Origin of the sequence: Pseudonocardia sp. UM4_GMWB1 (genome assembly GCF_017312155.1) — a bacterium.
GTDB lineage: Bacteria > Actinomycetota > Actinomycetes > Mycobacteriales > Pseudonocardiaceae > Pseudonocardia > Pseudonocardia alni.
In genome coordinates, this window is sequence record NZ_QJPN01000001.1 from 2,252,997 (window position 1) to 2,271,526 (window position 18,530).

The 18,530-nt window shown below is 75.4% G+C and carries 16 protein-coding genes; 5 read left to right on the forward strand and 11 right to left on the reverse strand.

All coding sequences use genetic code 11. The annotated features are described in order from the left end of the window. The first annotated feature begins 29 nt into the window (after positions 1 to 29). Positions 30 to 644 carry a TetR/AcrR family transcriptional regulator gene (locus DMP15_RS11005; RefSeq protein ID WP_179762259.1) on the forward strand — a complete coding sequence of 205 codons (615 nt, stop codon included), beginning with the start codon at positions 30 to 32 and terminating at the stop codon, positions 642 to 644. Here DMP15_RS11005 and DMP15_RS11010 read toward each other — a convergent pair. After that, on the reverse strand, positions 629 to 1,321 hold the full coding sequence (locus tag DMP15_RS11010; RefSeq protein ID WP_100878256.1) for a DUF899 family protein: 693 nt from the start codon (positions 1,319 to 1,321) through the stop codon (positions 629 to 631). The genes DMP15_RS11005 and DMP15_RS11010 overlap by 16 nt on opposite strands. A gap of 128 nt (positions 1,322 to 1,449) precedes the next feature. On the opposite strand from DMP15_RS11010, the gene DMP15_RS11015 reads away from it, so the two are divergent. Beyond that, entirely contained in the window at positions 1,450 to 3,591 is a 2,142-nt protein-coding gene (locus DMP15_RS11015) for a glycosyltransferase family 39 protein (RefSeq protein ID WP_337825821.1), read from the forward strand. Positions 3,592 to 3,796: 205 nt separating this feature from the next. Here the strand turns inward: DMP15_RS11015 and DMP15_RS11020 are convergent, their stop codons facing one another. From DMP15_RS11020 to DMP15_RS11050, 7 genes are all read right to left on the reverse strand, one after another. Further along, on the reverse strand, positions 3,797 to 5,101 hold the full coding sequence (locus tag DMP15_RS11020) for an HNH endonuclease (RefSeq protein ID WP_337825822.1): 1,305 nt from the start codon (positions 5,099 to 5,101) through the stop codon (positions 3,797 to 3,799). 345 nt (positions 5,102 to 5,446) lie between these two features. Beyond that, positions 5,447 to 5,896, reverse strand: coding sequence for a VOC family protein (locus DMP15_RS11025; protein WP_060711293.1), 450 nt, complete (start codon positions 5,894 to 5,896; stop codon positions 5,447 to 5,449). A gap of 9 nt (positions 5,897 to 5,905) precedes the next feature. Then, positions 5,906 to 7,111, reverse strand: a complete 1,206-nt coding sequence (locus DMP15_RS11030; protein WP_073577239.1) for a CoA transferase — start codon at positions 7,109 to 7,111, stop codon at positions 5,906 to 5,908. A 35-nt stretch (positions 7,112 to 7,146) separates the two neighbouring features. Beyond that, positions 7,147 to 7,356 carry a hypothetical protein gene (locus tag DMP15_RS11035; protein WP_062396439.1) on the reverse strand — a complete coding sequence of 70 codons (210 nt, stop codon included), beginning with the start codon at positions 7,354 to 7,356 and terminating at the stop codon, positions 7,147 to 7,149. A 221-nt stretch (positions 7,357 to 7,577) separates the two neighbouring features. Continuing rightward, a complete protein-coding gene (locus DMP15_RS11040) occupies positions 7,578 to 7,808 on the reverse strand; it encodes a hypothetical protein (protein ID WP_337825823.1) in 231 nt (76 codons plus the stop codon). Further along, a complete protein-coding gene (locus DMP15_RS11045; protein ID WP_337825824.1) occupies positions 7,805 to 9,070 on the reverse strand; it encodes a S8 family serine peptidase in 1,266 nt (421 codons plus the stop codon). The genes DMP15_RS11040 and DMP15_RS11045 overlap by 4 nt, the downstream gene beginning before the upstream one ends. A gap of 88 nt (positions 9,071 to 9,158) precedes the next feature. Continuing rightward, positions 9,159 to 9,899: an ANTAR domain-containing protein gene (locus DMP15_RS11050; protein WP_337825825.1), complete on the reverse strand. Its 741-nt coding sequence runs from the start codon at positions 9,897 to 9,899 to the stop codon at positions 9,159 to 9,161. 294 nt (positions 9,900 to 10,193) lie between these two features. Here DMP15_RS11050 and DMP15_RS11055 point away from each other — a divergent pair, with 294 nt between their 5' ends. Continuing rightward, a complete protein-coding gene (locus DMP15_RS11055) occupies positions 10,194 to 11,819 on the forward strand; it encodes a long-chain fatty acid--CoA ligase (RefSeq protein WP_337825826.1) in 1,626 nt (541 codons plus the stop codon). On the opposite strand, the gene DMP15_RS11060 is transcribed toward DMP15_RS11055, so the two are convergent. Continuing rightward, a complete protein-coding gene (locus DMP15_RS11060; RefSeq protein WP_337825827.1) occupies positions 11,804 to 13,966 on the reverse strand; it encodes a WD40 repeat domain-containing protein in 2,163 nt (720 codons plus the stop codon). The genes DMP15_RS11055 and DMP15_RS11060 overlap by 16 nt on opposite strands. 169 nt (positions 13,967 to 14,135) lie before the next feature. Between DMP15_RS11060 and DMP15_RS11065 the strand changes: the two genes are divergently transcribed. Next, complete coding sequence (locus DMP15_RS11065) at positions 14,136 to 14,411, forward strand: hypothetical protein (RefSeq protein WP_062396425.1); 276 nt, start codon at positions 14,136 to 14,138, stop codon at positions 14,409 to 14,411. A 67-nt stretch (positions 14,412 to 14,478) separates the two neighbouring features. Further along, entirely contained in the window at positions 14,479 to 15,108 is a 630-nt protein-coding gene (locus DMP15_RS11070; protein ID WP_073577234.1) for a TetR/AcrR family transcriptional regulator, read from the forward strand. Here DMP15_RS11070 and DMP15_RS11075 read toward each other — a convergent pair. Both DMP15_RS11075 and DMP15_RS11080 read right to left on the reverse strand, forming a co-directional pair. Next, positions 15,084 to 16,619: a Vgb family protein gene (locus tag DMP15_RS11075; RefSeq protein WP_337825828.1), complete on the reverse strand. Its 1,536-nt coding sequence runs from the start codon at positions 16,617 to 16,619 to the stop codon at positions 15,084 to 15,086. The genes DMP15_RS11070 and DMP15_RS11075 overlap by 25 nt on opposite strands. 35 nt (positions 16,620 to 16,654) lie before the next feature. Next, a complete protein-coding gene (locus DMP15_RS11080) occupies positions 16,655 to 18,463 on the reverse strand; it encodes a flavin-containing monooxygenase (protein ID WP_337825829.1) in 1,809 nt (602 codons plus the stop codon). Positions 18,464 to 18,530 lie beyond the last annotated feature (67 nt).

Here is an 18,530-nt window from a genome sequence, read left to right on the forward strand (position 1 = left end):
TCACAGCACCGTCTGGCAGGATCGCCGCCGTGCCCCCGCCGTCGCGCCGCAGCGGACGTCCGCGCGACCCGGACGTCGACCGTCGCGCCCTCGCCGCCGCCCGCGAGGTCTACGGCGAGCGAGGCTGGTCCGGGCTGTCGCTCGAGGAGGTAGCCCGCCGGTCGTCGATCGGGAAGGGGTCGCTGTACCTGCGCTGGCCGACCCGGGCGGCGCTGCTGGTGGCGGCGGTGCGCGACCGGGCCCGCTTCGTCGCCGACATCGACACCGGCTCGCTGCGCGAGGACCTGGTGACCTTCGCCGAGCTGTGGACGGCGTTCGCCACGAGCGACGACGGCCGGCTGGTCGAACGGCTGCTCGTCGACTCCCACCGGGTCCCGGAGATCGCGGGCGCGCTCGCCGACGACGCCTACCCCGAGCACGTCCGCGGGGCGCGCACGATGGTGCGCCGCGGCATCGAGCGCGGTGAACTGCCCGCCGGGACGTCGGTGGCGCTGGTCGCGGACCTGGTCGCGGGGGCGGTGCGCAACCACGTCGCGACCACCCCCGCGCACCTCGCCGCCCGCGACGACGCCCGGGGTTACGCGGCGGCGGTCGTCGACACCGTCCTGGCCGGGGTACGGGCGCGGGCTCAGCCCTCGCCGTAGGCGGCGGCGATCTCCTGCGGCCCGGCCCACCGGCTGTAGGTGGGGCCCTGCGGCCAGCCCTCCGGCGAGTCCTGCCAGACCTCCTGGCGGCCGTAGGGCAGCACGTCGACCAGCGGGAACAGGTAGGACAGCTGCTCGGTGCCGCGGCCGTCGGTGTGCCAGGTGCGGAAGACGCGGTCGCCGTCGCGCAGGAACACGTTGACCGCGAAGCCGCCCCCGGGCGGGGCGCCGACGTCGGTGCCGAAGCTGCTGTCGGCCGTCGAGTACCAGGCCATGGTGTTGCCGACGCGACGCCGGTAGGCCAGCGCCTCGTCGATCGGGCCCTGGGTGACGACCACGAAGCGGGCGTCGAACTTCTCCAGGCCGGCGAGCCGGGTGAACTGCGAGGTGAACCCCGTGCACCCGCCGCACTGCCAGACGGCGCCGTCGTGCCACATGTGGCTGTAGACGATCAGCTGCGGGTGGCCGTCGAAGATCTCGGCGAGGCGGACGGGGCCGTTCTCGCCGCGCAGGACGTAGTCGGGCATCTCGACCATCGGCAGCCGGCGACGGGCGGCGGCGATGGCGTCCAGCTCGCGGGTGGCGGCCTTCTCCCGGACGCGCAGCGCGGCGAGCTCGCGCTCCCAGGTGGCGGTGTCGACGACGGGTGGCAGGGCGGCGGTGATCGGCTCGGTCATGTGAGGCGTGACCGGCGTCGCGCCCGGAACTCATCGCTCACAGACCGCGCACAGCGACCGGACAGCATCGCGACAGTGCCGGCGTCGACGGTGGGGTCCTACCGCCACGACCCCTGAGGAGATCATCCGTGAGCACTGCGACCCCGGTCCGGCCGGGACGGGACCGCGCCGGCGCGCCGCCCGTCCCGGCGCAGACCGCCGCCCCGCCCGCCGTCCCGCCGGGGCGGGTGGCCCGCCTGCTGCGTGGCCCGGCCGGTGACCCGGGCTGGGCGCGGCCGGGGCTGCTCGTCCTGCTCGCCGGGACGGCGTTGCTGTACCTGTGGGACCTGTCGGCCTCGGGCTATGCCAACGACTTCTACGCCGCCGCGGTGCAGGCCGGGACGCAGTCGTGGAAGGCATGGCTGTTCGGGTCGCTGGATTCCGGGAACGCGATCACCGTCGACAAGCCGCCCGCGGCGCTGTGGGTGATGACGGCGTCGGCGCGGCTGTTCGGGTTCTCCTCGTGGAGCCTGCTCGTGCCGCAGGCGCTGATGGGTGTGGGCGCGGTGGCCCTGCTGCACGCGACGGTGCGGCGGTGGGCCGGGCCCGCCGCGGGGCTGCTCGCGGGTGCGGTGCTGGCGCTGACCCCGGCGGCGGTGCTGATGTTCCGGTTCGACAACCCGGACGCGCTGCTGACGCTGCTGCTGGTCGTCGCGGCCTCGGCCGGCTCGCGCGCCGTCGACGCCGCCTCGGTGCGGGCGTCCACCTGGTGGCTGGTCGCGGCCGGGTCGGCGGTCGGGTTCGCGTTCCTCACGAAGATGGGGCAGGCGCTGCTGGTCGTCCCGGCGCTCGGGCTGGTGTACCTGGTCGCCGGCTCGCCGCGGCTGCGGACCCGGATCGTGCAGATGGGCGCCGCGGTGGCGGCGATGGTCGTCTCTGCGGGGTGGTTCATCGCGCTGGTGGAGCTGTGGCCCGCGTCCGACCGCCCCTACATCGGCGGGTCGACGACGAACTCGCTGCTCGAGCTCGCGCTGGGCTACAACGGCCTCGGCCGGCTGCTCGGCGGCACCGGCAACGGTGGCGGTCCCGGCGGGGGAAGCGGTGGTGGCAACACCGGCTTCGGTGGCTCGGCCGGTCCGTTGCGGCTGTTCACCGGTGAGCTCGCCTACGAGATCTCCTGGCTGCTGCCGGCCGCGCTGATCCTCCTCGTCGCCGGGCTGTGGGTCACCAGGCGGGCGCCGCGGACCGACCGGACCCGCGCGGCGCTGCTGCTGTGGGGTGGCTGGACGCTCGTCACGGCGGCCGTGTTCTCGATGATGAGCGGCACGATGCACCCGTACTACACGGTGGCGCTGGCCCCGGGGCTCGACGGAGTGGTGGCCGTCGGCGGGGCGGCGCTGTGGCGGGATCGGGGTGCCCGGTGGGCGCGGATCGTCGCCGCGACGACGGTGCTCGTCACCGGTGGCTGGGCGGTCGCGCTGCTGGTGGTGAGCCCGGAGTCCTTCTCCTGGCTGTCCCGGCCGGTCGGGGCGGTCACGGTGGTCGCGGCGGGGCTGATGCTCGGGCCCGGCCGGGGGCGAGCGGTGGTGCGGTCCGGTCTGGTCGCGGTGCTGGTGGCGGGGATGCTCGGGACCGGGGTGTACGCGGTGGCGACGGCGTCGACCGGGCACACCGGCAGCATTCCCTCGGTCGGGACGGTGTCGAGCTCGTTCGGCACGTCGTCCGGTTCGTCCGGTTCGTCCGGCGGCCTCGGTCGCGGCCCCGGCGCGGGCGGTCCGGATGCGCCCCCGGCCTCGGACACCGCCGCCCCGGGCAACGACGGTGGGCCGGGCGCGGCCGACGAAGTGGGTGGGTCCGGTGGTGTCGACGGAATCTCGGGCACCGTGCCGGACGGTGGGGGTTCCGGTGGTCCGGGTTCCGGTAGCGCGACCTCGGCGGAGCTGACCTCACTGCTCGCCGCGACGCGGTCCTTGCCGGGGACGACCTGGTCGGCCGCGGTCGCCACCTCCCAGACCGCCGCCTCCCTGGAGCTGTCCAGCGGCACCGCGGTCATGTCGACCGGCGGGTGGAGCGGCAGCGACTCCGCCGTCACCCTCGCCGAGTTCCGGTCCGACGTGGAGCAGGGCCGGATCGCCTACTACGTAGCGGGCGGCCAGGGCGGTGGGCCCGGCGGCCCCGGTGGGCAGAGCGACTCGACGAGCAGCCGGATCGCGACCTGGGTCGCCGAGCACTACACGGCGACGACCGTCGGTGGTCAGACCGTCTACGACCTGTCCGCCCCGACCTCCTGACACGCTCGTCACCACCGCGCGCACCCCACCGGATCGGTGGGGTGCGCGCGGCGTTCCGCCGCGGAACTGCCCGGGCGAGGGGCTGTAGCACGCCCGGGCAGTTCCCGGCCGAGCCCGGCCCGATGCAGCCCGGCCCGACGCAGCCCGGCCCGCCGCAGCCCGGCGTGCACGTCGGTGCTGCGACGGGCCGGTGGTCGGCGTCGAGTCAGGTCGGTGCGCGCGGTGGTGGTGCGGTCGGCAGCGGTGGTTCCGGACCGCAGTACCTGTGTCCGGTCGGTGTCACGGTGACCACGATGCCGTCCGGAGCGCGGAAGATCCGCCAGCCGGGTTGTTCGCGGACGTGGTTGTGGAACTCGCACACCCCACGCCCGTTCCCCAGCTCCGTTCTCCCACCGTCGGTATCCCGATGGATGTGGTCGAGGTGGCGGACGGGTGCGTCGCAGTAGGGCTCGGTGCACCGGTTCTGCGCCCGGGCTCTGACGAGGGTGGCGAGCAGCCCGGTGAAGGTGCGTCTGCGGGAGTCGCCGCCGATCACGATGCCCTGGTCGGTGAGCAGGCGTCGCAGGGACTTCCTGCCCTCGCTGGTGGCGAGCAGGTCGGCGGGGACGGGGCCGAGGCCGGGGATCTCGGCGGGGAGCGGGGAGGTGGGGTCGAGCAGGGCCTGGACCGGGACGGTGCCCTGGACTTCCAGGTTGACGGCGGTCGCGGTGGCCTGGCCGGTGACCCGCTCGACGAGGGTGTCGGCCAGGACCTGCCCGCGGGTGCGGGTCAGCGGCTGCGGGTGGACCTGGATCTCGACGAACGCCTTCTGCAGCGCGGCCAGGCAGGCGGCGCCCTGCTCGACCGGGACGTAGGCGGTGAGGTAGCTCATCGCGTCCGGCGCGGGTCGCAGGGTGACCCGGCGTTCGGCCTTGGCGGCGTGGACGCGGGCGCGGAAGCGCTCCTGGGCGATCTCGGCGACGAGCCGGCGGGTCATGGCGCGGAGCCGTCCGATGCCGTACCGGGTCAGGTCGTGCACGGCGAGGCGGGCATCGACCTGCCTGCGCCGGCGCGCATCGAGGTCACGGCATTCGACTGCGATCGCGGAGACCTTCGCGGCGCTGAGCTCACCGGCGATGTGCAGGTCCCGGACACGCCCGAACCCGGCGTACAGGTCCCGGGCGTTCGCCACCCGGGTGCGGGCCTCGGCCGTGGAGACGCGGCAGGCGAGCTGGACCTGCGCGACCACACTGCGATGGAGCCCGTCGGCGTCGGCGCGGTCGTCGGTGAGCCTGTTCTCGACGTGTGCCTGGGCGAACGCCCGGATGCGCGTCGCCTGGAGCGCGGCGAGGGACGACTGCAGGGACTCGATCTGCCGGATCTGGTCGATCAGGTCGGCCTCGGAGAGCACGGTGGTGTCGTCGCCGACGACCTGGTCGACCAGGAGGCGGAGCAGGGCCAGGTCACCCGACGTGAACCCGCCGCCCGGCACGCCGGTGGCGTGGACGGGTGGTTCCTGGGTCGCGGTCACACCATCGAAGATACTCGAACAGGTGTTCGATGTCTAGTTTCCGTTCGCGATCGCGAATTCGTGGCCTGCGGCGATGCGGACCGTTCGCGACGGTGCCTCGTGGTGTGGTGGCTGCGCGCCGAAGGGGACAATGGGATGGCGACCGGCTGCATCGCGAGGTGGCTCGAGAGGGACGGCCGCACCATGTGCCCGTCGTGACGGCGTGGCTGCCACCGGCAGGAGGTGGCGAGGACGGATCGCGGACGGTCCCCGGGGGCGTCGTCACCGAGGACCGGTCATCGGGTGGCGTGCCATCGGCTGCTACCCGGTCGACGCGACCCGGGACCGCGGCGCCCGACAGGGACCTCAGCCCCACTTCTCCCGCACCGAGGTGAACACCTTCTGCCCGTACGAGAACTCCACGACGTTCCCGTCCGGATCGGTCAGCGCGCAGATGTACCCCACCGGCCCCGGCATCTGCCGCGGCTCCCAGTGCAGGCACCCCGCGTCCCGGGCGCGGTCGGCGGCGGCGTCGACGTCGTCGCGGGTCGGCACCTCGATCCCCAGGTGGGCGAAGGGGCGCAGCAGCCCCAGCTCGCCACCCTGCTCGGCGTCGAACGACACCAGGACCAGCACCATCGGTGTCTCCACCTGACCGGCGTTGGACAGCCAGGCGCTCCGCCCGGCGTCGTCGGAGAAGCGTTCGACGACGGTGAGGGGTGTCATCGTCGTGTAGAAGTCGATGGCGGCGTCGAGGTCGCCGGTGGGCAGCGCGACGTGGGTCCACCGCGCCTCGGTCAGCTGTGCGTCGGTCACGGGGATTCTCTACCCGACGACGCCGCGGTCGTGCAGCCCGCCGATGGTGCGCTCGTCGAGACCGAGGACGTCGGCGAGTACCTCGTCGGTCTCCCGGCCCAGCTCGGGGGCGGCACCGGGGTCACCGTGGTCGGCGTCCCACCGGATCGGCGAGCGCGCGGTGATACCGGTGGCGCCACCGGGCAGCGCCAGATCGGCGAGCAGCGGGTGCCCTCCGGCGCGGTGCTCGGCGACGACGTGGGTCATCCCCTGGTAGCGGCCCCACAGCACGCGGGCCCGGTTCAGCTCGGACTCCACGGTCGCCGAGTCGCGCGCGGCGAACCACGGCCGCAGCACCGCCGCGATCGTCTCGCGCAGCCGGTAGCGCTCGGTCTCCGAGGTCAGATCGGCGTCGAGGGCGGGCTCCAGTGCGGCGAACACGTCACCGGTCCCGGTGACCGACACCAGCGCGTTCCACTGCGCCGGGGTCAGCGCGACGACCATCACCCGGTTCCCGTCGGAGCAGGCGAAGTCGACGCCGAAGCTGCCGTAGACGTGGTTGCCGTGCCGGGGCCGCTCGTGCCCGCGCTCGTCGGCCTCGGAGAGCCAGCCCAGGTTGGCGACGCCGGCCAGCGCCACGTCGGACAGCGCGATCTCGGAGTACACCCCGGCGCCGGTACGGGAGCGCTGGTACACCCCGGCGAGCACGGCAGTCGCGACCGACATGCCGGTGACCAGGTCCCACGCGGGCAGTACGTGGTTGACCGGGGCCGCGCCCTCCTCGCTACCGGTGATCTGCGGGATCCCGACCTCGGCGTTGACGGTGTAGTCGACGGCGGGCCGGCCGTCCGGGTAGCCCTGCACGCGCACGTGCACCAGGTCCGGTCGACGCGCGACGAGCGCGTCGTTGGCCATCCAGCGGCGGCCCACGACGTTGTCGACGAGGACACCGCGGTCCGGGCCCGGCGCCGTCGCCAGGCCCAGGACGAGCTCGCGGCCCTCGTCGGAGCGCAGGTCGATGCTGATCGAGCGCTTGCCCTTGTTCAGCGAGGCCCAGTAGTAGGAGTCGCCGGTACCGTGCCCGGCGGCGGGCCAGCGACCGTGATCGGGGCCGCCCCCGAGCGGGTCGATGCGGATGACCGAGGCCCCGAGCTGCGCGAGCGTCATGCCACCGGTGGGACCGGCGACGAAACTCGCGCACTCGACGACGTGCAGACCGGACAGCGGACGCGACATGGCGACCATCCTGCCCGGCGATGCGGTCGGACGGATCAGAGGTGTTCGATCAGCCGCTGACGGGCCAGGCGCTCGACCATCTCGGGGAGCGCTGCGGCGGAGACGACGTCGAGGTCGCGGCGGGAGCCGCGCACGACGTGGTCGACGAGGTCGGGGGAGAAACGGCCGGCGAACTCGGCGGTGAGCCGGTCGACGGCGCCCCGGACGGTGGGGTCGGTGACGGGTGGGTGGACGGAGGCCTGCACAGGAATGGTCGTTTCGGTCGAGGTGGTGTCCGGTACGCGGCGGGGTGCCGCGCCGCGCGGGATCGCGCGGTGCCGGTACGGGGTCGGTGGCACCGGCCGTGGCCGGGGCGCCGGGTGGGCGCCTCCCGGGGACGGTCCGGGCAGTTCGTCGCGGCCGGCGTGTCACCGGGCGCGATCGACTGGCATCACCGTATCGGACATACGGGCTGCGCGTCGACCGATTACGCGGGTCCCGGCTGATCGCGGTCGAGGTGGACCTCGCGGTCCGGCTCGACCGCGGCGACCCCGGTGACCACCCGCAGGGCGTCCGGGTCGTCGCACGTCCCGACGACCACCCCGACCCCCGTGAGCACCTTCTCCACCTGCAGCCCGGCGGCCGCGCAGGCCCGCGCGACGTCGTCGGCGACGTGCCCGTCGGCCACCGACACCAGCAGCCTCCCGGTCGTGCTCATCGGCCCGGGGCCCGGACGAGGCCCGCGCCGACGTCGCCCGAGGGCAGCGGCAGCCGCTGGGCGGCCTGCGTGAGCTGGGTCCACAGGTCGCGCCCGCGGGCGCCGGTGCGCTGCGACCACAGCGCCGCGATCCCGGAGACGTGCGGGGTGGCCATCGAGGTGCCCGAGATCGTGTTGGTGCGCTGGGGCATCGGCCACGACGAGTAGACGTCCACGCCGGGACCGGCGATGTCGATCTGCCCGCCCTCGACCGCGGAGCTCGCCGCGGAGAAGTCGGCGATGGCCAGCGCGGCGTCCACCGCGGCGACCGCCATGATCGACGGGCTGTTCGCCGGGACGCCGACGAAGCCGACGTTCCCGGTCGAGCGCTCGGCGTTGTTGCCGGCCGCAGCGACGATCAGGGTGCCCGCGTCGAGCGCGCGCCGCCCGGCGTTCTCGTAGGCGGCGGAGACCTCGTCGAGGTCCGCGCCCAGCGACATCGAGACGACCTGCGCGCCGGAGGAGATCGCCCACTCGATGCCCTCGAGGATGCCGGCGTCGGTGCCGGAGCCGTCGTCACCGAGCACCTTGCCGACCAGGATCCTCGCCTCGTGGGCGATGCCGTAGCGGCGTCCCGAACCGGGGGCGAGCGGCCCGCACGAGGTGCCGATGCAGTGCGTGCCGTGCCCCTGCACGTCGGCGACCTCCTGGCCGTCGACGAACGAGCGCGACTCGATCCGCCGCCCGGCGAAGTCGGGGTGGCCGAGGTCGAGGCCGGTGTCGAGGACGGCGACGGTGATCCCGGCGCCGGTCTCGGCGGCGACGTCCGCGCCGGTGGCCTGCAGTCCCCAGGTGACCTGGTCGTTGTCGGCGAACCGGGCCGCGACGGGCGCGTCGGCGGTCTCCGAGGCGGCGGCGCGCTCGGCCAGGAAGCCCGCCGCGTCGGCGAACCCGCGCAGGTAGTCGGCGCTCAGCCCGGGCCGGGACAGGGCGCGCAGCACGCGTTCGGGCTCCACCGACAGCACCCGGCGGTCGGCCCGCACGGTGCGCAGCCGGGCCGGGTCCAGCTCGGCGACGGCGACGCCGAGCCGGGCGAACAGCGTCGGGTGGACCCCCGGGGTGTCGTCGCGGCTGCTGGTCACCTCGGACAGGCCGGTCAGCTCCGCCACCGCCGAGCGTGCCGTGTCGTGGTCGGCCAGCAGCTCGTCGCTGAGCACCAGCAGGTACCGGCCGGTCAGCGTGCCTGCGGTCCGGCCCGGGACGGCCGCGTGCGGGTCCACCATGTCGCCTCCGTCGATCGACTCGTGACCACCCATCGTGCCCCAGTGATCGCGCTCCGGCACGGTCTGCGGGCGAACGGGTGATGACGGCTCAGTGCCGCTGCCCGACCGTGTCCGCCAGCAGCGCCTCGGCGACCACGTGCAGCTTCCGGTTCGTCTCGTGCGGGAGCCGGCGCAGCAGGGTGAACGCCTCGTCGGCGGAGCAGCCGCGCTGGGCCATGAGGGCCCCCTTCGCCTGCTCGATGCTGACGTGCCGGGCGAAGCGGGCCCGCAGGTGACTGTTCTCGGTGTCCAGGGCGCGGGCCAGCGCCGCGGCGGCGAGGTCGCTGCCCTCGGCGCCGGGGCTGATCAACCCGGTGACGTCCTCGATGTGGTGCAACACCCCGATGACCCGCCCGTCCGGGGCGACCAGCGGGGAGTTCACCGTGACCCACACCCGTTCGACGAAGCCGGGCGTGCCCGTCGCCGCGGGCACGTCGTGACGCTGCACCGGCAGGTGGTCGCGCAGCCCGAGGCACAGCACCCGCGACAGCGACGCCGTCAGCCTCGCGACGCCGTCGGCGCCGGGCCGGTGCGGGTTGTCCGGCAGCGCGGCCGTCAGTGGCCTGCCGACCGGCTCGCCGGGCGCGTGCAGGGTCGCCGCACAGAAGGCCGCGTTCGCCCCCACGACCGTGAGCTCCCGGTCGACGACCAGGTACGGGGAGCGCGTGACACGGAACGCGGGATCGTCGCAGCAGGCGCGCAGGATCTGCGCGTCCGAGGACCCGGAGAACATCTCGACCTCCGCCGCGCCGGAACGCGACGGTTCGGCGGGTGCCGCGGCGAGCGGCACCGGAGACCTGGCCCGGCGCGTCCGGCAGATGATGTCCGCGGAAACGGTTCCCGGGGCGGACCCCGCGATGCCGGGCCGGTTGCTTGACCCTGCGTGCTCGTGTCCGGAACCTGACGGTTCGCGGACGTCGGGAAGAACGTCAGGACAGTGCGTCACGCCTGCTGACAGCGGGTGTCCGATTACTCCGGACGCCGCGTTCGCGACCCCCGGATGCAGTGACCGGATAGTCCAATCCATATCCGGAGTTACGGTAGGGTCGCGTCGACCCCACCCCGGAAGCCCCCAGGAGCAACGATGCTCGGTCTGATGCAGGACCGTCCCCTGACGCTGCCGCACGTCTTCCACCGTGCCGAGCAGTACTTCGGACACAAGGAGATCGTCACCGCCACCCCGGCGGGGACGGTCCGCACCACCACGGTCGCCGAGTGGGCCGTACGCACCCGCCGGCTGGCCTCCGTGCTCGACACCCTCGGCGTCTCCGCCGACGGCCGGGTCGGGACGTTCTGCTGGAACACCGACCGGCACCTGGAGCTGTACCTGGCGGTGCCGTGCACCGGCCGGGTCCTGCACACGCTCAACCTGCGGTTGTTCCCCGACCAGCTCGTCTACGTGGCCGACCACGCCGAGGACGAGGTCGTGTTCGTCGAGCGCTCCCTGCTCGGCCTGTTCTGGCCGCACGTGGACCGGATGACCACGGTGCGCCACGTCGTCGTCATCGACGACGGCGCGCCGACCGAGATCCCCGACGACCCGCGCATCCGGCTCTACGAGGAGCTCCTGGCCGCGGCCGAGCCGTTCGCGGGCCGGTTCGTCGTCTCCGACGAGAACACCGCCGCCGCCATGTGCTACACCTCCGGCACCACCGGCAACCCCAAGGGCGTCGTCTACTCGCACCGCTCGACGCTGCTGCACTCGCTCGCGACCCTGTTCGCCGACGGCGTCGGGCTCTGCGAGCGCGACGTGGTCCTGCCGGTCGTCCCGATGTTCCACGCCAACGCCTGGGGCCTGCCCTACGGCTGCCTGCTCGCCGGCACCTCGCTGGTGCTGCCCGGGCCCGGCATGACCCCGGACGCGGTCCTGACGCTGATCCAGGACCACCGGGTCACCGTCGCCGCGGGCGTCCCGACGATCTGGATGGGCCTGCTGCCCAAGCTCGGCGAGTACGACTGCTCGTCGCTGCGGATCCTGCTCTGCGGCGGCTCGGCGGTGCCGAAGTCGATGTCGGAGGGCTTCCGCACCGCGATCGGCCTGCCGGTCCTGCAGGGATGGGGGATGACCGAGACCTCGCCGGTGGCGACCCTGGGCGTGCTGCGCTCCCAGCACGACGACCTGTCCGACGACGACAAGGCCACCGTGCGCGCCCTGCAGGGCCCCCCGGTCCCGCTCGTCGACCTGCGCATCGCCGACCCCGAGACCGGTGCCGAGCAGCCCTGGGACGGCACCACCAGCGGTGAGGTACAGGTGGCGGGCCCGTGGATCGCCTCGGAGTACTACCGCGGCGAGGGCGGCGGCACGCAGTTCACCTCCGACGGCTGGCTGCGCACCGGCGACGTCGCCGTCGTCGACGGCTCGGGCTACGTCAAGCTCGTCGACCGCACCAAGGACCTGGTCAAGTCCGGTGGTGAGTGGATCAGCTCGGTGGAGCTGGAGAACGAGGTCATGGCGCACCCGAAGGTCGCCGAGGCCGCGGTCATCGCGATCCCGCACGAGCGCTGGGTGGAGCGCCCGATGGCCTGCGTCGTGGTGAAGGACGGCGAGACCCTCACCGCCGACGAGCTCCTCGCCTTCCTGACCGACCGGGTCGCCAAGTGGTGGCTCCCCGATGCCGTCGAGTTCATCGACGAGGTGCCCAAGACGAGCGTCGGCAAGTTCTCCAAGAAGACCCTGCGGGAGAAGTTCGAGGGCTACTCGCTGAGCTGAGCGGCCGCCTCGCGGTCCGTGGTCCCGGTGCGTGGCGCCGGGACCACCGCCGCGCCGCCCTGCTCGGGGATGACACCGTCCGGGACGGCCGCGGCGGCCCCGGCGAGCAGGTCGAGGCAGTGCACCTCGCCGCACCCGTCGCCGACGACCACCGTCCCGCCCCCCACCGCGACCGCGGTCAGCGGCGCGTCCAGCGGCACCCGGCCGAGCGCCGTCGCCGAGGTCAGGTCCCACAGCACCGCCGTGCCGTCCGAGCCCGCGGTCACCGCGCGGCACCGGCCCGCACCGGCGGCCGCGGTCAGGTGCGCCGCGTCGGCGCGCACCGTCGTCACCGCGGCCGACCCGGCCCGCCAGACGTGCACCCGGCCGTCGGCGTCGCAGACCACGCCGTGGCAGCCGTCGTCGTCGACGGCGACGGCGGTGACCAGCCCGGCCGGCAGCGCCACCGTGACCACCTCCGCCGCGGCGGGCCGCCAGCAGGCCAGCAGGCCGTCCGCGGCGAGCAGCACCGTCGCCCCGCCGGGGGTCGGCGCGGCCACCCGCGGTGCCGACGGCAGCCGGGTGGTGCGGAAGGCCCGCCCGCTGCGCGCGTCGCGCACGGCGACCGTGCCGTCCGTCTCACCGGTCACCACCAGCGCGCCCCGCCCGGCCAGCACACGACCGGGCAGCGACACCGCACCGGCCCGCACCCCGGTCGTCGCGTAGCGCTCCTCGACGGCCGCGGTCCCGGTGACGGCGAACAGCCTCGTCCCGGACGGGTCGAACCACAGCGGGCCCGCACCGGCCGGGACGCCCCAGCGACGCGCGCCGGTGGCCGGGTCGTGCGCGAGCAGCCCGTCGGAGCGGCGACCGGCCGAGACGACCAGGCCGGTGCTCGCGGCGACCGCACCGACCGCGGGGGAGACCCCGGTGTGCCCGCCGGCACCCGGCCGGGCCCGTGCCGGGTCCCAGACCAGGACGCGGCCGTGGTCGTCCCCGGTCGCGACGACGGTGCCCGCGGCGTCGGCGGTGACCGCCCGCACCGCGGCGCCGTGCCCGGCGAGCTCGGCGACCGGGCCGGGGCCGGTGGTCGGGACGAGCTGCACGGTCCCGTCCACCCGCCCGACGACGACCCGGCCCTCACCGGCGCACGCGGCCGCGGTGACTGCGACCCCGTCGCCGGGGACGTCGAGCCGCACCGCGTCCTGCGGCACCCCGTCGACCAGCGCGAACACGTGCAGCGCACCGTCGGCGGTGGCCGCGAGCAGCTGCCCCGCCGCCGGCACCACCACGGCGACCACGGCGGGCCCGCCCTCCAGCAGTCCCAGCGGGGCCCCGGTCGCCGGGTCCCAGGACCGCAGCGTGCCGTCCACCCCGCCGGACACGACGGTGCCCTGGCCGGTCGCGGTCAGCGCGGTCACCGGGCCGGCGTGGCCGCGGGCGACCGAGACGGCCGCGCCGCTGGTCACGTCCCACACCCGCACCGCGCCGTCGGCGCCGCCCGCGACCACCCGGGTCGGGGCGGTCCCGGTCACCGCGAGCGCGGTCACCGGGCCGGGCCGCCCGGCCAGGGTCGTCACCTCGGCGCCGCGGGCCGGGCCGTCGGTGGCCAGCACCCGCACCACGGGGTCGTCACCGGCGAGGGCGACCAGGCCGCCGTCGGGGGACAGGGCGACCGTCCGGGCGTGGACCGCGGAGGCCGGGGGCCGCGGACCGCCGGGCCCGGCGAGCGGGTCCGGGACCGCGTGTCCGGTCCCGGCGTCCCAGGCACCGCTCTCACCGGAGGCGTCGAGCGACAGCAGCAGGCCGTCCGGTCCGGCGAGCAGCGCGACGACCGCGTCGCCGTGACCCTCCAGGACCCGGCTCAGCGCCGCCGACGGTGGCCGGGTGCGCCAGCGGGTGGTCAGCGCGGGGACGCCCTGGGCGGTGAGCCGGGCCCGGGCTGCCCCGGCCAGCGCGGCCTCCCCGGCCAGGACGGCCCCGGCGAGCAGGTGTTGGGCGACCGGCGCGGTGCCGGAGCGGCGCAGGTGGTGCGCCTCGAGGTCCAGGACGCGGCGCAGCGCCTCGGGCGTCACCCCGTCCGGCGCGACGCCCGGGTGCTCCCCGTGTGGCGGTTCGCCGGCGGCGATGCGCCGTTCCAGCCCGTCCCAGAACGTCTCGACGGCCATGCGTGTGAGCCCTCCCCGGGGTCGCGTTCGGTTACGTGTCGTGGGGTCCGCGCCCCATCGTTAACGTGGGAGGGGGTGTCGCCACCCGAAGCGGCGGTGACCGGCGGCGAGCCCTCGGTGACCGGCGCGCGGCCCGTGGGTGTCGGGGGCAGGGGCTACCGTCCGTCCCGTGCCCGCCACCACTCGTGCCGTCCTCTCGCTCGCCGAGATCGCGGTGTTCGCGCCGCTGGTCATCGCGCGTCGCACCGCCCGGATGCTCACCTCGGGCTTCCCGCCCCCGGCGCGTGAGGTCCGCGAGTTCCACCGGATGTGGGCCGAGAAGGTCGACGGGTTCTCCCGGGCCGCGGTCGTCCTGGTCACCTCGAAGCCGGGGCCGGAGACCCTCGGGCGGGCGCTGGAGCCGATCCGCACCCGGGTGCGGGCCAACGCCCGCCGTCTAGGCTGACCGCCCGGCGAGCACTCGGGGGTGCGGTGTGACGGAGGGGACGGCGGTCCGGCGCGGACGGCGGCCGATGAGCGACCGTCGCCGCACCCTGCAGCGCCTGGAGATCTCCCGGGCCGCGATCCGGCTGTTCCGCGAGCACGGCGTCGCCGCGACCGGCGGGGAGCAGATCGCCGAGGCGGTCGGGCTGTCGGCGCGCACGTTCTGGCGCTGGTTCCGCACGAAGGAGAGCTGCGTCGAGCCGGTGCTGAGCCTGGCCACCGACGCGTTCACCGCGAGCCTGACCCGCTGGCCCGCGGGCGTCGGGCTGACCGAGCATCTCGCCGGGGACTACGCCGAGCACCCCGACGCGGGCCCGGACGACTTCGACCTCGTGCTCGCGGTGATCCGGATGAGCCGCGACGAGCCCGCGCTGCGCGCGATCTGGCTCGTCGTGCAGGAGCGGGCGGAACCGGTGCTCGCCGGGATCCTCGCCGGCCGGTTCGGCCGCGCCGCGGGCGACGTCGCCGTGCGGGTGCAGGCCGCGGCGCTCAACGGGGCGCTGCGGGTCGCGACCGAGGACATCGCCGCCGCCACCGCCGGCGGGCGCCGCCCGCCGGCCACGCAGCTGCGCGAGCGCCTCTCGGCGGCCGTCGACGCCGCGACCCACGGCGTCGACGGCGAGCGGGCGGCCGGTCAGGGACCGACCCGCAGCACGTAGCCCGCGCCGTTGACCGCGACGAGCACGGAGCCGTCGTCGGCCGCGGCGACCCCGGCGAACGGGGCGGGCCGGGCGGCCGCGCCGCTGCGGCGGTCCGCGGGAACGTGCGGCGGCCGCACGTCGAAGGGCAGCCCCGACGCCGCGACGGTGACCGTCCGGCCGGCCGGGTCGATGCGCAGCAGCCGTCCCGCGGCGGCCTCCGCGCACCACAGCACGTCCCCGGCCACGGCGACCCCCTCCGGCCGGTGCAGACCCGCGGCGAGCACGGTGGCGTCGCCGTCGCGGGTGAGCCGCACGACCTGCCCGCCGCCGGTCAGCGTGGCGTAGGCGGCCCCGGTGCCGTCGACGGCCACGTCCACCGGCCCGTCGAGACCCGTGACGAGCACGGTGGCGGTGCCGTCGTCGGCGAGGTGCAGGACCCGCCCGGCGCCGGTCTCGGCGACCAGCAGCCCGTCCCGGCAGGAGGCGACGCCGGTCGCCCCGGCCAGCCCGTCGGCCAGCGGGGTCCAGGAGCCGGGATGCCCGCGCCACACCCCGGTCCCGGTGGTCACGACCGTGTCACCGCGGTGCCGGGCGAGTCCGCGGACCCCGCCGCGGACCTCGGTGACGACGTCGCCGAGCACGGTGACGGCTCCGTCGGCCACCCGGGCCAGGGAGAAGTGGTCGGCGACGAGCGCGCCCGCACCGTCGGCGGCCACGCCCCAGGGGCCGCACAGGCCCGCCGGCAGCGCCGTGGTCACCGTGCCGTCGACGCCGGCCCGGACCAGCCCGCCGTGGAAGGCGCCGGTCACCCAGGCCGCGCCGTCGGCGGTGAACACGACGTTGTCCGCACCGCCGACGCCGGTGTCGAGGGTGGTGGTGACCCGCCCGCCGTCGGCGGTCCACAGGGCGCCGCGGTCGCCGTTGGACAGGATGCGCAGCCGTCCCGCGGGGTCGAAGCGCACGGCCACCGGCCGGTCCAGCCCGGTGAGCAGCCGTTCGGGGGTGCCGCCGTCGGTGTCGACCCGCCACACCTCGCCGGAGAGCAGGTGCGGGTAGTACAGGAGCCCGTCCGGGCCGACCTCCATCGCGTTGCCGAGCGCGAGCCCGGTCGCGAGCACCCGCGGCGGCCCGCCGGCCGGGTCGATCTCCAGCAGCCGGCCGTCCGGGCACAGCTCGTTGACGAACAGCCGCCCGCGGTGCCAGGCGATCCCGTCCGGGGCGGTGATCCCGTCGGCGACGACGGCCGTCGCCCCGTCGGACGCCCGGCGCCACACCAGCCCGGCGGGCAGGTCGACCACGAACAGCTCGCCGTCGGCGCCGAACACGAGGTCGTCAGGTGCGGTGAGCGGCCCGTCCGGCCCGAGCACCGTCTCGAGCCCGCCGGTCGCCGGGTCGAACGCGGACACGGTCCCGCCGAGGAACTGCGCGATCCACAGCCGGCCGTCCGGACCGGCCACGATCCCGTTGGACGCCCACAGCGGGTTCGGCGGGCAGAGCGGCTCGGCGCGCAGCCCGGGTGCGGTCCGCACGGGGCCCCGGTCCGGCCCCGCGACCGGGCGCACGGTCACGCGTCCCCGCCGGAGAGCACGTCGTCCATCCCACCGGCGCGCCAGTCGCGCAGGATCTCGTGGAACTCGACGGGGCCGCCGCCGAACTGCTCGCTGCGCGTCCGCGGGCGGCCCTCGAAGTTGTAGTAGCCGGGCGTGCACCCGGCGAGGAAGGCGTGCTGGTCACGGGCCCGCTCGCGGATCGTCGCGACCCAGGCCGCCTCCGCCGCAGCTGTCGGCTCCACGACCCGCACCCCGCGCCGCGCGGCCTCGGCGCAGACCGCCGCGATGTGCCCGGCCTGCTCGTCGAGCACGTGCGCGAAGTTCACCGACGCCGAGTTCTGCCCGGCGCCCACGTGGAACAGGTTGGGGAAGCCGCGGCTGACCCAGCCGTGCAGGGTGGACAGCCCGTCCGCCCAGTGCTCGGCGAGGGTGACGCCGTCGCGGCCGCGGATGTCGGCCCCGGCCCGGGTGGCGGGGTCCGCGCCGAGCTCGAACCCGGTGGCGAACACGATCGCGTCCACCGGGTACTCGACGCCGTCGACCACCAGGCCGTCGCGGGTGATCCGCTCGACGCCCTGCCCGGCCGTGTCGAGCAGGGTCACGTTCGGCCGGTTGAAGGTCTGCAGGTAGGTGTCGCTGAAGGTGGGCCGCTTGCACATCTGGCGGTACCAGGGCTTGAGCGCCGCGGCCGTCGCCGGGTCGGCGACGATCTCGTCGACCCGGGCCCGGATCTCGTCCATCTTCTCGGCGTCGGCGATCTCCAGCGCCTCGGCCGGATCCTCGGTGCCCCGGGTCCGGGCCAGCCGCTGCGCGCCCCGGATCGGGGCGGTGTCGGTCCACCTGTCCGCGACGCCGTCGGGGCCGGACGAGCCGTGCGGTGCCGGTCGCATGTCCATCAGGTGCAGGAAGTCCTCGCGGCGGCGGCGCTGCCAGCCCGGGGTCAGTGCTCGCCACCAGGCCTCGTCGTAGGGGGCGTCGTCGCGGGTGTCGACCGACGACGGCGTCCGCTGCACGACGTAGAGGTGCCGCGCGGCCCCGGCAAGGTGCGGGACGCACTGGATCGCCGTCGCCCCGGTGCCGATCACGGCAATCGTGCGGTCGCCGATCCGGTCGAGCGGGCCGCCCCGCCCGTCGCCGCCGGTCCAGCCGTAGTCCCACCGGCTGGTGTGGAAGGTGTGCCCGGCGAAGTCGGCGATGCCGGGGATGCCGGGCAGCTTGGGCCGGTTGAACGGCCCGGAGGAGATCACGACGAACCGGGCGGTGACCGCGTCGCCGCGGTCGGTGCCGGCCTGCCAGGCCCGCGCGTCGTCGTTCCAGACCAGGGTGGTGACCTCGGTGTGGAACAGGGCGTCGCGGTAGAGATCGAAGCGCTCGCCGATGGCGCGGGCGTGCGCCCGGATCTCCTCGCCCGGCGGGTAGCGACGGCTGGGCATCCCGCCCAGCTCCTCCAGCAGCGGCAGGTAGATCGAACTCTCGATGTCGCAGGCGATGCCGGGGTAGCGGTTCCAGTACCAGGTCCCGCCGAGGTCCCCGGCCACGTCGACGATCCGGATCCGCTCGTGGCCGGCCTGCCGCAGCCGGGCCGCGGCGACCAGCCCGCCGAAGCCGCCGCCGACGACCAGCACGTCCACCTCGTCGCGGACCGGGTCGCGGTCGGCGGGCTCGGACCACGGGTCGTCGGCGTAGAAGCCGAACTCCCCGGTCGACGCCCGGTACTGGGCGGTGCCGTCGGGGCGCAGCCTGCGGTCGCGCTCGGCGTGGTAGCGCTCCCGCAGCCGGTCCAGGTCGGCCGCGGTGGGGTCGGTGGTCCCGGTCGTCGTCACGCTCGTGGCTCCCTCGACGTTGCATGATCACGTGCTCGACAAGCGTGGCACGAACTGCCAAATAGGC

Excerpts from the sequence above, each read along its gene's own strand:
- DMP15_RS11070 (WP_073577234.1), top strand. The coding sequence starts at position 14,479 with ATGAGCGACCGTCGCCGCACCCTGCAGCGCCTGGAGATCTCCCGGGCC.
- DMP15_RS11030 (WP_073577239.1), bottom strand. The coding sequence starts at position 7,111 with ATGTCGCGTCCGCTGTCCGGTCTGCACGTCGTCGAGTGCGCGAGTTTC.
- DMP15_RS11040 (WP_337825823.1), bottom strand. The coding sequence starts at position 7,808 with ATGAGCACGACCGGGAGGCTGCTGGTGTCGGTGGCCGACGGGCACGTC.
- DMP15_RS11055 (WP_337825826.1), top strand. The coding sequence starts at position 10,194 with ATGCTCGGTCTGATGCAGGACCGTCCCCTGACGCTGCCGCACGTCTTC.
- DMP15_RS11010 (WP_100878256.1), bottom strand. The coding sequence starts at position 1,321 with ATGACCGAGCCGATCACCGCCGCCCTGCCACCCGTCGTCGACACCGCC.
- DMP15_RS11045 (WP_337825824.1), bottom strand. The coding sequence starts at position 9,070 with ATGGTGGACCCGCACGCGGCCGTCCCGGGCCGGACCGCAGGCACGCTG.
- DMP15_RS11060 (WP_337825827.1), bottom strand. The coding sequence starts at position 13,966 with ATGGCCGTCGAGACGTTCTGGGACGGGCTGGAACGGCGCATCGCCGCC.